Below are 13,704 nucleotides of genomic sequence, written 5' to 3'. Positions count from 1 at the left end.
ATTAGTGTACTACCTCCGCTTTTGGCATTTCTTCTGCTGTAAATGTCATAGATTCAATGACACGTACCATTGCTTCTGCCGTATCTAAAGATGTGAGACAAGGTACGCCATTTTCTACAGACTCACGACGAATTCGGAAACCATCTCGAGCTGGTTGCTTACCTTTTGTTAATGTATTAACGACAAGCTGAGCTTCGCCATTTTGGATTAAATCAATCAGTGTTTGTCCCTTCGCACCAATCTTGCCAACAACATCCGTGCGCACTCCAGCAGCTTCAAATGCTTTTGCTGTTCCCTCAGTAGCTACAATGCGATAGCCTACTGTTGAGAAACGTTTTGCTAATGCGATTGCTTCTTCTTTATCCTTATCAGATACCGTAAACAATACTGTTCCTTCTGTGCGAATTTCCATTCCTGCTGCAACTAAGCCTTTGTAAAGTGCTTTTTCTAATGTTGCATCTTTGCCCATTACTTCCCCAGTAGATTTCATTTCAGGGCCTAATGTTATATCTACACGGCGTAGTTTGGCAAATGAGAACACTGGTACTTTCACAAATACACCTTTTTGCTCAGGGGCTAATCCTGTTGGATAGCCCTGCTCGACAATCGATTTCCCTAGAATTGCTTTCGTTGCAATATTAGCCATAGGGATATTTGTAATTTTACTTAAGAATGGTACTGTACGTGATGAACGTGGGTTCACCTCAATGACATATACCTCACCTTGGGAAATTACATATTGAATGTTCATTAAGCCTACGATTCCAAGACCTTTTGCAAGACGTGTTGTATAATCTACTAATGTATCTTTTTGATACTGTGTTAATTTCTGTGGTGGGTAAACTGATATAGAGTCACCAGAGTGAACCCCTGCGCGCTCAATATGCTCCATAATACCTGGGATTAATACATGTTCTCCATCACAGATAGCATCTACTTCAATTTCCTGCCCTGTTAGATAACGGTCCACTAATACCGGATGATCTGGAGATGCTTCCACTGCGTTCTCCATATAGTGCTGTAATTCTTCTTGGTTGTAAACAATTTCCATTGCACGTCCACCTAGAACATAGGAAGGACGGACAAGTACCGGGAAGCCCAGACGCTCACCAATGGCAAGTGCTTCAACTGTAGAAACCGCTGTTTCACCCTGTGGCTGTGGAATGTTTAAGTCACGTAAAGCCTGTTCGAATTTATCGCGGTTTTCTGCACGGTCGATATCCTCTAGAGAAGTTCCTAGGATTTTCACACCATTTGCAGCTAACTTATCGGCAAGGTTAATCGCAGTTTGACCACCGAATTGAACAACAACTCCAATTGGCTGTTCTAAGTCGATAATATGCATAACATCCTCGATTGTTAATGGCTCGAAGTATAATTTATCGGAAATTGAGAAGTCCGTAGACACTGTTTCTGGATTTGAGTTGATAATGATAGCTTCATAGCCTGCCTCTTGAATGGCCCATACTGAATGGACGGTAGCATAGTCGAATTCTACCCCCTGTCCAATGCGGATAGGTCCTGAACCTAGTACTACTACAGAAGGTTTTTCTGACTTAATGGATTCGTTTTCTTCCTCATATGTGCCGTAGAAGTAAGGTGTTTCAGATTCAAACTCTGCTGCACATGTATCAACCATTTTATAGACAGGAATAATACCTTGCTCTTTACGATATGCGTAGATGGCTTCTTCTGTCGTGTCCCAAAGCTCAGCAATTTTCTTATCTGCAAAGCCTAAACGTTTTGCTGTACGAAGCACTTCTTTATCATTTTTATGGTCAGCTAGCGTTTGTTCCATATCTACAATGTTTTTAAATTTGTTTAAGAAGAATAAGTCAATAGCTGACCATTCATGGATTTGTTCAATTGTCACACCACGGCGTAATGCTTCACCGATGAAGAATAAACGCTCATCCCCAGCCTTGCGGATACGTTTTTCAATCCAAGAATCCGAGTTGTCTTCAGCGTGCTTTAGCTCTAAGTGTACTTGACCTGTTTCAAGTGAACGAACCGCCTTTAACATGGCTTCCTCGAATGTACGGCCTAGTGCCATCACTTCACCAGTAGCTTTCATTTGCGTGCCAAGATTACGCTTTGCTGATTCGAATTTGTCGAATGGCCAGCGTGGGATTTTAGCGACAATATAGTCAAGAGCTGGCTCAAAGCAAGCATAGGTTGATCCTGTTACAGGGTTTTTAATTTCATCTAATGTTAAACCAACTGCAATTTTTGCTGCTAGCTTAGCAATTGGATAGCCTGTTGCTTTAGAAGCTAGCGCAGAAGAACGTGATACACGCGGATTTACTTCAATTACATAGTAGTTGAAGCTATATGGATCAAGTGCTAGTTGGACGTTACAGCCACCTTCAATTTTTAACGCACGAATAATATCTAATGAAATATTACGTAGCATTTGATTTTCACGATCCGAGAGAGTTTGAGTCGGTGCTACTACAATCGAATCCCCCGTGTGAATTCCTACTGGGTCAACATTTTCCATGTTACATACTACAATGGCATTGTCCACTGCATCGCGCATTACTTCATATTCTATCTCTTTATAGCCTGCAATAGATTTTTCTAGTAAACATTGTGTTACTGGTGAATATTTAAGACCGGATGTTACGATTTCCTCTAAATCCTGATCATTGTAGCAAATGCCGCCTCCTGTACCACCAAGCGTAAAGGCTGGACGAACAATAACAGGGTAACCAATTTTGACTACAAATCTTTTCGCTTCGTCTAAGGAATGAATAATATCAGACTCAGGTACTGGAGCACCTAATTCGTACATTAAGTTACGGAATAAATCTCGGTCCTCTGCTTTATGAATAGCATCTAGTTTTGTACCAAGGATTTCTATACCCAGCTCATCTAGAATGCCTGATTTATCTAATTCAATCGCCATGTTAAGACCAGTTTGACCACCAAGTGTTGGCAAAATAGCATCTGGGCGTTCTTTACGTAAAATACGAGATACAAAATCAAGAGAAATCGGTTCGATATAAACTTTGTCCGCAATTTCTGTATCTGTCATAATTGTGGCAGGGTTTGAGTTAATTAAGATAACACGGTAGCCCTCTTCTTTTAATGACAAACAAGCTTGTGTTCCTGCGTAGTCAAATTCTGCTGCTTGCCCGATGACGATTGGGCCTGAGCCGATTACTAAAATTGTTTCAATATCTGTACGTTTAGGCATGTTGTTTCCCCTTCCCTGCTTCTACTTCCATCATTTCAATAAATTCATCAAATAAGTGGTTTGAATCTTCTGGTCCTGGTGATGCTTCTGGATGGTATTGTACCGTAAAAATTGGATATTTTTTATGACGTACCCCTTCACACGTACCATCATTTAAGGCGATATGTGTTAATTCTAGATCAGTATCTTGTAATGATTCGATATCAATAGCGTAGCCGTGATTTTGAGATGTTAAATCTGTACGACCTGTGCGTAAATCTTTTACTGGATGATTGCCACCACGGTGTCCAAACGGTAGTTTAAAGGCTTTCGCTCCACTTGCTAAGGAAAAGATTTGATGACCTAAGCAAATCCCGAACATTGGCACTTTTCCAATTAAGTTACGTACTGTTTCTATTCCCTCTTGGACATCTTCTGGATTCCCTGGTCCGTTTGAGAGCATAATGCCATCTGGATGCCAAGCTAAAATTTGTTCAGCTGATGTATTGTAAGGAACTACTAGTACATCACAATCACGTTTATTTAATTCTCGAAGGATGCCATGTTTCATACCGTAGTCAATTAAGACCACTCGTTTACCTCGACCAGGTGATGGATAGGCTGCTTTTGGCGATACTTCACGTACATGGTGTGTTATAGCTGGTGTCGCTTGCAGTTGCGTCACAACTTCACTCACATTTACCTCTTCATTGGCCGCTGTTAAAATCGCCTTTACTGATCCTTTACTACGAATAATACGTGTTAATTTACGCGTATCAATCCCCTCTATACCCGGGATATCTTTTGATGTTAAATACTCATCTAACGTTAAATCGCAACGGAAGTTAGAAGGCGTTTTAGCAAGTTCGCGTACAACAAATCCACGTATAGCTGGCGTAATGGATTCAAAATCATCTCGGTTAATGCCGTAGTTTCCTACCATTGGATACGTCAATGTAACAATTTGACCATAGAACGAAGGGTCTGAAATAGTTTCTTGATATCCCGTCATACCTGTCGTAAATACAACCTCACCTTGTGAAGCGCGATCACTCCCAAATGCTGTACCTGTAAATACTGTGCCATCCTCTAAAACTAGTAAACGTTTTTTCATTACTCTGCCTCCTGATATACGATATTTCCTTCAAAAATTGTTAGGACCGGCCAACCTTTTGCAACCCAACCGTTAAATGGTGTATTACGTCCTTTTGATACAAAGCCTTCTGCATCAATTGTTTGTTCTTTTTGAATATCTATTAAAATCATATCCGCTGAAGCACCCACTGCTAATGTGCCATAGGGTAGATCAAAAATTTCAGCTGCCTTCACTGACATCCAGTCTATTAATTGTTTTAAAGTCCATTTCCCTGTTTCAACAAATTGTGTATATAGTAGTGGGAAGGCTGTTTCGAAACCTACAATACCAAACGGTGCCCCCACCATACCACAGCATTTTTCTTCCACTGTATGTGGTGCATGGTCTGTTGCAATACAATCGATAGTTCCATCTAGTAGTGCTGCATGCAGTGAATCTTTGTCATCAGCCCCACGCAATGGTGGATTCATTTTCCAGTTTGCATCATCGGATGGAATATCCATTTCTTCGAGTAATAAATGATGCGGACAAACCTCTGCTGTTACACGAATTCCGGCTGCCTTTGCATCTCTTACCGCACGAACAGATTCTTTTGTTGATACGTGACAAACATGGTAGCGTGCACCTGCAGCCTCAGCAAGCAGTACATCTCGTGCAATTTGAACGGATTCGCAAATGGATGGAATCCCCGGAAGATCAAGCTCCTTATTACGCTTTCCTTCATGCATAACCCCATCATAAATTAATGAATTATCCTCGCAATGGGCCACAACTACCATGTCGTGCTTGGCAGCATCCTTCATTTGCTCGTACATGGTTGAAGCAAGCTGAATTCCTACACCATCATCTGAGAACGCTACAGCTCCATATGCTTTTAACTCCTCCACATTTGTTCGAACTTCCCCAGAAATATCCTTTGTTAGTGAACCGTATGGAAGTACTCGAATCACAGCACTTTCTTTAATCAGCCCATTAATAAGCTGCATGTTTTCCACTGAATCTGGTACCGGCTTCGTATTTGGCATGGCACAAATTGTCGTAAAGCCACCCTTTGCTGCAGAGGCAGACCCTGTCGCTATTGTTTCTTTATGTTCAAAGCCTGGCTCTCGTAAATGTGTATGCACATCGACAAACCCTGGTGCTACAATCAAGCCATTTCCTTCAATGACCTCTGCATTTACTACCGTTACCTCTTGGCCAATTGCTGTAATTTTTCCATCTGCCATGGCGATATTGACTGTTTGCAGCTCACCTTGTTCATTTAACATTTGTACATTTCGAAGTACTTTTTTCATGTTATTCTCTCCCCTTTAAAATTGTTTCCACAATTGCCATCCGTGTATAGACTCCATTTCGCACCTGCTCGAAAATTCGAGAGCGTCCACACTCTACAAGCTCAGAAGCAATTTCTACATCACGATTCACTGGTGCTGGATGCATAATAATAGCTGATTCTTTCATTAGCTTTTCTCGTTCTATTGTTAAGCCGTATTCTTGATGGTAGCCTTCTTTCGAAAAGCTTTTATTTACTTTATGACGTTCATGTTGCACACGTAATAGCATAATGACATCGCTAATTTCGATTAGATCATCCCAAGAATGATGCGCTTCAAATCCTCCTGCCCATTCTTCTGGACAAAGGAAGTGCACTTTTGCCCCTAAACGTTGCAATGCATGGGCGTTTGATTTTGCTACTCGACTATGTGAGATATCTCCAACTATCGTAATATTGAGCCCTTCAAAATACCCAAACTCTTTTTTTATTGTATATAGATCCAATAATGATTGGGATGGATGCTGTCCTGCACCGTCCCCTGCATTGATGATTGCTACATTAATACCATTTAGTAGCTCATTATAATATTCATCCTCTGATGCTCGAATAATGACTGCATCTAAACCTATCATTTCTAAAGTTTTGACCGTATCGTACATGGTCTCCCCTTTAGTAACACTCGAAAATCCCGCATCGAAAGGAATGATATGACAGCCAATTTTATGCTCAGCCATTTCGAAGCTTGATTTTGTCCGTGTACTTGGTTCAAAAAATAAGTTGGCAACGTTGTATGTCCGAGATAACGATGATGTTTCACCATTTTCAAAAGCTTGCGCAAGATCTAGGATGTGGTGAATCTCTTCTGTTGTTAAATGTTCCATCGATAATAAGTTCTTCATCATGTGACCCCCATAAGGTTGTGTGTCATGAACGTCTATGTATGACGTTCTTTTCATAAAGTAAAAGCCCCGTTGATGTCATCAACGAGGCATAAGGAGGCGTGACAAACTACAGCAGGGAATCATCCTTACTTTAGCCTATCCACAACTTCCCTTTTTTTGCCTCTCTGGACAATTCATTAAAAGGTACTACTATGAATTTTTATTTTGATTGTATGGTACGGGTTTTTCGGCTTCCTTCTTACCTGGTAATATGGCATTCAATAGGACACCGATGATGGCAGCTAGTGCCATTCCTTCAATACTCAATGATTCTGAAATGACGAACTTTGCACCGCCGATCCCGATGACTAAAATCACTGAAGCAATCACTAGATTACGACTATTTCCAAAATCAATATGATTATCTACAAGCATACGTAAACCACTAGCTGCGATAATACCGAAGAGCAAGATGGACACTCCACCTAATACTGCGGTTGGAATAGTTGCAATCACTGCCATTGCTTTCCCGAAGAATGATAGTAATATGGCTACTATTGCAGCACCTGCTATAACGTACACACTATAAACACGAGTAATTGCTAGAACACCAATATTCTCACCGTAAGTTGTTTTAGGTGGACCACCGATTAATGCACTTACGAATGTGCCAAGTCCATCACCTAGTAGGGAACGGTGTAAACCAGGTTCTTTAATGTAATCACGGTTAACTACTTTCCCTAATACAAGCTGATGACCAATATGTTCAGAAATCGTTACGATCACAATCGGTACCATGACAAGTAGAATTTTTGTTGTGATTTCAAATTCATAATGTACACCTGGTAGCAAGAAGTCCGGCATAGCAAAGAATTTTGCGCTGGCAATCGGTGTATAATCTACAATGTCGACAATCATGGAGTAAATATAACCTACGATTAAGCCCATCAAAATTGGCATTGTACTTAAAATTCCTTTAAAGAAAATCGTGAAGATAATTGCTGTAAAGACTGTGACTAAAGCGGCAGAGAAATGTAAAAAGCTATATTCCCCGTTAACATTCATCGCCATATTCACGGCCGTACCCGATAGTCCAAGTCCAATAACCATAATTACTGGTCCTACTACAATCGGTGGCAAAATTTTCATTATCCACTTATAACCACTTTTCCAAATGATTAAAGATACGATTCCGTACGTGATTCCGACAGCCATTGCGCCAATCATGGCATTTCCAGGGTTTACACTGGAACCATCCTCATTCAAACCACCTGCCGCCAGTAATATTGGAGCAATAAAGGCAAAGGAGGAGCCTAAGTAAGCGGGTACCTGAAATTTTGTAATTAATAGGAAGAATATTGTTGCAATCCCACTTGTTAAAAGGGCAATTGCAGGGCTAAGACCTACTAACTGTGGCACTAAGATTGTTGACCCAAACATGGCAAACATATGCTGGAAGCTTAATGTCACTAGCTGAAGTGGGGTTGGCTTATCCTTAATATCTAATACTGCATTTGACATTTTGTTTCCTCACTTTATTGTTCGTCTTCTTTATAAATAATAACGCCATCTTCTCCATCTACATCTTGTAAATTGACAATGATGCGCTCAGAGCCAGAAGTCGGAACATTTTTCCCCACGTAATCTGCTCTGATTGGTAACTCTCGATGTCCTCTATCAACTAGAACAGCTAATTGAATTTGAGCAGGTCTTCCTAAATCCATGATAGCGTCTAGTGCTGCACGAACTGTTCGTCCTGTATAGAGAACATCATCGACTAAAATAATCTTTTGATTTTTCACTTCATGCTCAATGTCAACTTGCTCAACATGTGCTTGTTCATTTTCATGTTTCGTTGTTAAATCATCTCGGTAAAGTGTAATATCAAGCTCCCCAGTACGAATTGGTTTACCTTCGATTTTTTCAATTCGTTGTGCTAAGCGTTTGGCTAGAAAAGCACCTCGTGTTTTAATGCCAACTAAAATACATTCATCGATTCCTTTGTTGCGTTCAATAATTTCATGAGCAATACGTGTTAATGCTCGTGCCATTGATGGGCCATCTAACAATTCATTTTGAGCCAAATTCGTTTCCCCCTCTCTACAATCTATTGTGAGCATGTGTCCATAAAAAAACCTCTCGAGGCGAATAGCCTGAGAGGGTTGTATACGTGTTTAAAAAGCATGTCGAAAAAAATTTGCAGCACAAATTTTTTGCAACACTATCACATGTCCCTTCTCAGCCTCTCTGGACTGCTATTAAAGGTGAATATTTAATTAGTTTGTTCATTCACTGTCGTTAGTATAGACTTTCTTTGCGTATACGTCAATGCCTATTTCGTAATTCATTTAATAATTGCTCATAATCAGCAGGAAGTGGCGTTTCAAACTCTAAGTATTCACCTGAAGAAGGATGATTGAAGCCTAGCGTTGCTGCATGAAGAACTTGTCCACCAAAATCAATTGTCTTTTTCGGTCCATACTTTGGATCCCCAACAAGCGGGAAACCGATATAATTCATATGCACGCGAATTTGATGTGTTCGTCCTGTTTCTAGACGACATTCTACAAGCGTATAATCACCAAAGCGCTCTACCACATGAAAATGCGTAACAGCATGTTTACCATTATCGACAATAGCCTGCTTCTGACGGTCTTTCTGATCACGACCGATTGGCGCATCAATAGTCCCTTTATCATGTGCAATATGCCCATGTACAAGAGCAATATATTTACGAGTAACAGTTTTATTGACTAACTGATCCACTAACGATTCATGGGCTACATCGTTTTTGGCAACCATTAATAAGCCTGATGTATCTTTATCGATACGATGGACTATACCTGGACGCATAATCCCGTTGATACCCGATAAATCTTTACATTGATACATCAACCCATTTACTAGCGTGCCTGTCATATGCCCTGGTGCTGGATGAACGACCATACCCTTTGGTTTATTCACAACAAGAACATCAGCATCCTCATAAACAATATCAAGTGCTAGGTTTTCTGCGATTACATCAAGTGGTTCAGCTTCTGGTACATCAATAGCAATAACGTCCCCCGCTTTTACCTTATATTTTGCTTTCACAGCATCGCCATTTACCTTGATATTTCCGTCACTAATCCAGTTCCCAATCTGTGTGCGCGACCATTCAGATTGTAAGCTTGAAAGTGCTTTATCAATGCGCTCTCCTTGCTGTTGTTCTTCGATTGTATATGTTACTTCCGTCATTGTTTCACCTGTTTCTTCTCTTTTTTATCTTCCCTAATCAAGCCAATCATTAGTATAACAACAGCAATGGTCAACGCAGCATCTGCCACATTAAAAATTGGGAAATCATACTGAATAATCGGAATTAAAACATCTACAAAATCAACCACTTCTCCTCTAAATAAACGATCGATAAAGTTCCCTATTGCTCCACCAAGTAATAGCATTAAGCCCACTTGAAAAATTGGCTTCCCTTTCGCTTCTTTATGATAAAAATAGACAATGGCACAGATAACGGCAATTGTCACGATGCTAAACAGCCACATTTGCCCTTCTAGCATCCCCCATGCTGCACCTCTATTACGATGTGATAAAATGCCAAACCATGGATCTACTACAGCAATACGTTCACCATACTCCATATTTTTCACAATCAACCACTTTGTCCATTGATCCAATAATACGACAAAGGCAGCCAATCCATAATATTTATACACAAACATTCCTCCGTTCGCTCAACATCTAACCTATTCTACCATATCAGCACCATTCACAATAACTAATATCACATCAAAAATATGGCGATTCCAAATGTCTTGAAAATACAAAAAAGCTATCTCTATCACTTTTCGAGCAATAGAAATAGCCAAATTTATTGTCTTATACTGTTTCAGATTCTTTTGAATGGACTCGCTTCATAAATTCATTGACATCAGCAGGTACCTTTCGATCTAATAGTGACACAATAATAACGGATAAGAAGCCTACAGGAACCGTTACAATTCCTGGAATTTTAAACTGTAAGAAACTCGGTAAAGTTCCTGGTAAAAAAATCATCCACATAGATACGCCAAGTCCAATAAGTAATCCTGCAATGGCTCCTTTCTCTGTCATGCCTCTCCACCAAATCCCTAAAATAAATATTGGCGTAAATGTACTTGCTGCTACTGTAAAGGCGAGCGCCACTAAATGACCGATAGATGCATCCTTAACAAGGAGCCCAAGTGCCCCATATAAAATACCTAATAGTACGATAGCTACTTTTCCAGCAATGACACGCTGTTTTTGCGTAATGTCTTTTTTCATAATGTTCGCATATAAATCATGAGCGAGTGCCCCAGAGCTTGTAATAAAAAGACCTGAAAGATTAGAGAAAATAGCTGCAAATGCCCCCGCAATAACTAAGCCCAGCAACCATTTACCACCTAGAGCTAACGCTGTAGTTGGTATCACCATATTGTTTCCGCCAAGTACAAGATCACGCATAACCTCCTCACTAGCTGTTCCCGAAATGAAAATGGAACGACCAACAACTCCTAAATAAACGGCTAAAAAAAAGAATGTACTAGCAATTCCTATAGCCATCAGGGCAGATTTTCGTGCTGCTTTTGCACTTGGATTCGTATAAAAGCGCAATAAAATATGAGGGAGTCCAATGGTTCCTAAAGCTAAACCAATCGTCATGCTAATCGTTTGCCAAAATGTTGGGAAATAAAAGCCTGTCCCTGTCCAAGCAGCACCATCAAAATTAACTTCATTCCCATCTAAAGCATATGGGGATGTGCCTGAAATAGGACCGCTAAAGGAATTAATAGCTGCAAGAATTTTATCGTAATGCAAACCACTATATACCGCTGCTACTAACATGACAATAAATGCACCAAGACGAATCCATAGCTCCAAGGCTTGGTTAATGGTTGTTCCTTTCATTCCACCAATACCTACATAAAAAATCATGACTACACATGTAAAGATAATGCCAAATTCATAGGAAGTGCCAAAAAACATACTTAAAATTTGAGCAGCACCTAATAGTTGCGGAGCCGCATAAAAGCCTGAAATGGCTAATACTACCGCGACTGCTACTAGTCGTGCACGTTTACTATGAAAACGATACCCCAAAAAATCTGCTACCGTAAATGCACCAAATCGTCTCAAAGGACCCGCTACGAAAATAGCTAATAAGGTTAAACCAATGGAGAAACAAAAAGCGTAATAAGCCCCATCATATCCTAGTTGAAATGTTAAGCCTGCAATCCCAAGGAATGTGGCTGCACTTAAATAATCCCCGCCAATTGCAGAACCATTTGTAAACCACCCAAAGCTTCTTCCTCCTACAAAGAAATCCGATGCTGTTGCATTTCTTTTTGTTAAATACGTAATGTATACAATCGTTCCCATTAATGCAATGGTCATTAACATCTTTGGTTCTAAAAGAGCTTCTATCATTCACTTATCCCCCTTATTTCAACTACTTATTGGCTAGATCATATTTTTTTAGGCGCTTTTCGTACATGGAAGTATGCACATAAGCGATAATAAATGCCATTGCCATCATCACAACTGTTGTCACAAACCAGGTTACCGTCATTCCACCCCACATTTTCTTAAAGGCAAATTCCGGCGCAAACCAATTCATAACTGGGATACTAAAAATCAATATAAAATAAAATACCGATAAGCCTAAACCTGTTGTAAATTCATCTTTCATAATTTTATTTGTCGCCGCATCTAGAGGTGGAAGATCCTTTACATCAATGGTGCCTGCCTCCACATATTCGTAATCATGACTCCCGACTTCTGCCATAGCCAACTCCCCCTTTTTATTTCAGTAAATAATTATCTAAAATTTCAAATTATTATTCACTACAATTATTCTATTCTATTTCAACTTCAATATAGATATAAAATATTGCTGTATTAGTACAAAAAAATGCTATTTTAAGTTAAAATATTTCTATCAATTTTATTCTTAGGAGGCTGGTAGCATTTTAAAGGTGGTATGGTTTATGGAAAGCTCATTGGATAAGCAACAAATGAGAGATTGGTTAGAAGAAGTTTTACCAAACGCTTTAATGGAGTGTAAAGAGCCTAAACCAGAAGATGACACCATTATTGTCTATGAAGTCAATCGGTTATTTGATTGGGTTAAGATTAAGCGACTAAAAAGAAATTATCCTAATAGTATAATTGTCCCAATTGTTACAGAACACCTCACCTACTCGACTGGTATAGCAATTGAATTAGTTTTACCTGCACTTCTCATTAAACCATTACAAAAATCAAAATTTTTACGTATTGTAAAAAAGTTACACACTGCCTATCTGGAAGAAAAGGCTAGTACACTTACCATGCTTGAACTGACACAACAAATATCCCATAACCAAACTTCTCCATTTCGAGAAGCATTTTTAAAACGTCTTATACGCGGTGAGATTGATAATGAACAGGAAATCATTCAATCTGCATCCTTTTTATCGCCTAACTGTATCCCTAATATGGTGTTCTTAATACAGGGCTATATCGATGTCAATGAAAAAAAAGCTCATCCACAAGATGCAAGTAGCCTCATTACAACTGTTATTCAACAGAAATTTGCAGATAAAGCGCCGTTGTCCTTTTTACATTTTGAACGCTATTTGCTTCTTCTTTTGCGAATTCCTAATGACTATAACTCATTCAAACATTGGCCAGAGGGCAAAGCATGTTTATTAGAGGTCATCGAGACACTAAAAAAGGACCATTGTATCCATCTTTTTATGGGGGTTGGAGGTGTATTTCAGGATGCTATGCAAGTGAAGGAATCCTATAGTCAGGCACGAAAAGCTCGTAGAAAACCGCCTATTGATAACATTCATATAAGATATTATGAAGATTTAACGAAGCATCCACAGCTTCAAAAAGCTATTCAATTTATAGAAGAGCATTTTGACGAACAGCTTTCTATAAGTGAAGTTGCGAAATATATAAGCTTTAGCCCAACACATTTTAGCAGGCTATTTAAAAAAGAAACGGGTCGTAATTTTGTTGACTATGTTGCCTTTACACGTATTATCAAGACTTTACCCTTTTTACGAAAGTTTGATTATACGGTCGAAAAAATTTCCTCCACCTGTGGGTTTAATACACCGAATTATTACAGTCTAACCTTTAAAAAATATGTTGGAATATCGCCAACAGACTACCGCAATACGAAGGAAATTTTGTTTAAGTAGGATGTAGTTTTTCAAGAATCTGCAAAAACCACATGAAAAAAGCAAGCCCCCTAAAGGAGACT

The 13,704-nt window shown here is 39.5% G+C and carries 11 protein-coding genes; 1 reads left to right on the top strand and 10 read right to left on the bottom strand.

Going from position 1 to position 13,704, the window contains the following annotated elements:
- Position 1: 1 nt before the first annotated feature.
- The 10 genes from carB to A2J09_RS00935 form a co-directional block, all read right to left on the bottom strand.
- Positions 2 to 3,199, bottom strand: a complete 3,198-nt coding sequence (carB, locus tag A2J09_RS00980) for a carbamoyl-phosphate synthase large subunit (RefSeq protein WP_012293187.1) — start codon at positions 3,197 to 3,199, stop codon at positions 2 to 4.
- A complete protein-coding gene (locus A2J09_RS00975) occupies positions 3,192 to 4,292 on the bottom strand; it encodes a carbamoyl phosphate synthase small subunit (protein ID WP_012293186.1) in 1,101 nt (366 codons plus the stop codon). The genes carB and A2J09_RS00975 overlap by 8 nt, the downstream gene beginning before the upstream one ends.
- Positions 4,292 to 5,569, bottom strand: coding sequence for a dihydroorotase (locus A2J09_RS00970; RefSeq protein ID WP_012293185.1), 1,278 nt, complete (start codon positions 5,567 to 5,569; stop codon positions 4,292 to 4,294). The genes A2J09_RS00975 and A2J09_RS00970 overlap by 1 nt, the downstream gene beginning before the upstream one ends.
- A 1-nt stretch (position 5,570) precedes the next feature.
- Positions 5,571 to 6,449, bottom strand: coding sequence for an aspartate carbamoyltransferase catalytic subunit (locus A2J09_RS00965; protein WP_036160943.1), 879 nt, complete (start codon positions 6,447 to 6,449; stop codon positions 5,571 to 5,573).
- A gap of 192 nt (positions 6,450 to 6,641) precedes the next feature.
- On the bottom strand, positions 6,642 to 7,952 hold the full coding sequence (locus A2J09_RS00960; RefSeq protein WP_012293183.1) for a uracil-xanthine permease family protein: 1,311 nt from the start codon (positions 7,950 to 7,952) through the stop codon (positions 6,642 to 6,644).
- Between the two features lie 14 nt (positions 7,953 to 7,966).
- Positions 7,967 to 8,515, bottom strand: coding sequence for a bifunctional pyr operon transcriptional regulator/uracil phosphoribosyltransferase PyrR (gene pyrR / locus A2J09_RS00955; RefSeq protein WP_031418931.1), 549 nt, complete (start codon positions 8,513 to 8,515; stop codon positions 7,967 to 7,969).
- 241 nt (positions 8,516 to 8,756) lie between these two features.
- Positions 8,757 to 9,668, bottom strand: a complete 912-nt coding sequence (locus tag A2J09_RS00950; protein WP_012293181.1) for an RluA family pseudouridine synthase — start codon at positions 9,666 to 9,668, stop codon at positions 8,757 to 8,759.
- Positions 9,665 to 10,144, bottom strand: a complete 480-nt coding sequence (gene lspA, locus A2J09_RS00945; protein ID WP_080695172.1) for a signal peptidase II — start codon at positions 10,142 to 10,144, stop codon at positions 9,665 to 9,667. The genes A2J09_RS00950 and lspA overlap by 4 nt, the downstream gene beginning before the upstream one ends.
- 163 nt (positions 10,145 to 10,307) lie before the next feature.
- Positions 10,308 to 11,876, bottom strand: a complete 1,569-nt coding sequence (locus tag A2J09_RS00940; protein WP_012293177.1) for a sodium/solute symporter — start codon at positions 11,874 to 11,876, stop codon at positions 10,308 to 10,310.
- A gap of 22 nt (positions 11,877 to 11,898) precedes the next feature.
- The gene (locus A2J09_RS00935; RefSeq protein WP_012293176.1) at positions 11,899 to 12,234 is read right to left on the bottom strand and encodes a hypothetical protein; all 336 of its coding nucleotides are present in this window, start codon (positions 12,232 to 12,234) and stop codon (positions 11,899 to 11,901) included.
- 202 nt (positions 12,235 to 12,436) lie between these two features.
- Here A2J09_RS00935 and A2J09_RS00930 point away from each other — a divergent pair, with 202 nt between their 5' ends.
- On the top strand, positions 12,437 to 13,642 hold the full coding sequence (locus A2J09_RS00930; protein WP_031418928.1) for an AraC family transcriptional regulator: 1,206 nt from the start codon (positions 12,437 to 12,439) through the stop codon (positions 13,640 to 13,642).
- Positions 13,643 to 13,704: the final 62 nt, after the last annotated feature.

The sequence above is a fragment of the Lysinibacillus sphaericus genome (assembly GCF_001629735.1).
Taxonomy (GTDB): domain Bacteria; phylum Bacillota; class Bacilli; order Bacillales_A; family Planococcaceae; genus Lysinibacillus; species Lysinibacillus pinottii.
This window is presented reverse-complemented; position numbering and strand designations above follow the sequence as displayed.